The sequence below is a fragment of the Nonomuraea basaltis genome (assembly GCF_005893125.1).
In the GTDB taxonomy this organism is placed as follows: Bacteria; Actinomycetota; Actinomycetes; order Streptosporangiales; family Streptosporangiaceae; genus Nonomuraea; species Nonomuraea basaltis.
On the sequence record NZ_VCJS01000580.1, the window covers coordinates 1 to 1,125 of the forward strand.

The 1,125-nt window shown below is 73.2% G+C and carries 1 protein-coding gene; it reads left to right on the forward strand.

The window, feature by feature from the left end; genetic code table 11:
- Positions 1-101: 101 nt before the first annotated feature.
- On the forward strand, positions 102-1,125 hold a 1,024-nt coding region (locus EJK15_RS69485; protein WP_138720955.1), incomplete at its 3' end, for a lanthionine synthetase C family protein.

Here is a 1,125-nt window from a genome sequence, read left to right on the forward strand (position 1 = left end):
GGTTCCCCCGTCGCGGTGCTCTACGACGTGCCGCCGCCGGACGCGGATGGATGGATCGGCGGGCGGGCCCACACCTTCGTCGTCGCGGTGAGGGCGATCCGATGAGCCCGCCCAGCACGCAGGCCCTAGCCGAGGGCGCGCTCGGGAGGGCGCTGCTGCACATCGAGCGCGGCAACCTCTCCGTAGCGCGGCCCCTGCTGGCCGAAGCGGTCGCCGGCGGCGTCAGCACCGGCTCCAATGCTTCCCTGTTCCACGGTGCTCCGCCGCTGGAGTTCGTGCTCGGCCGTGCCGGGCGCGCCGACCAAACCGTTCAGGCGGCCGTCGACCGGGTCGTGGTCGCTCGGCTCGCCGCGGCTCGCCGCCGGCGAGAGTCGGCGCGGCTGCCGACGTTGGCGGAGTTCGATCTCATCCGGGGACTTACCGGGCTGGGGGCGCTGTTGCTTGCCCGCGCAGGCTCGCCGCCGCGGCTGCTACATGAGGTGCTGGCCTATCTGGTGACGCTGGCATGCCCGGCTGAAGCCGATGCCCGGGTCCTGCCCGGATGGTGGTCGCCGGACAGCCCCGGGCATCAGGAGATTCCCGGTGGCCACGCGAACAACGGTGTGGCGCACGGCATCTGCGGCCCGTTGGCGCTGCTCTCTCTCGCCGCCCGTCGCGGCATCCTGGCGGAGGGCCAGCTCGAAGCGATCGACGCGTTCGCGACGTGGCTGGAGGAGTTCGGCGGCTTCTACTGGATCACCCTGGGGCACTTGCTCGCCGACGAGCCACAGCAGGCGCCGCCCCTGCGCCCCTCGTGGTGCTACGGGGGCCTCGGTATCGCCCGCACGCTGCAACTGGCCGCGCTCGCGCTCGGCGACGACGCCCGCCGGCAGAAGGCCGAGGAGCTCGGCATCGCCGCCCTCACCGACCCGGCCCGCCTGGGCCGGGTCACCGATGTCTCTCTCTGTCACGGCTGGGCCGGGCTGCTGACCGTCGTGACCGCTATCGCAGCCGACAGTTCCACCCCCGGCCGGTTCGCCGAGCCCATCTGGCAGACCCGCCAGCGGCTGGTCACCGGGATCGCCTCGCTGCGCAAGCCCGGGTTTCTGGAAGGGCGGGCGGGGGCGGTTCTGGCGTTGGAGGGCT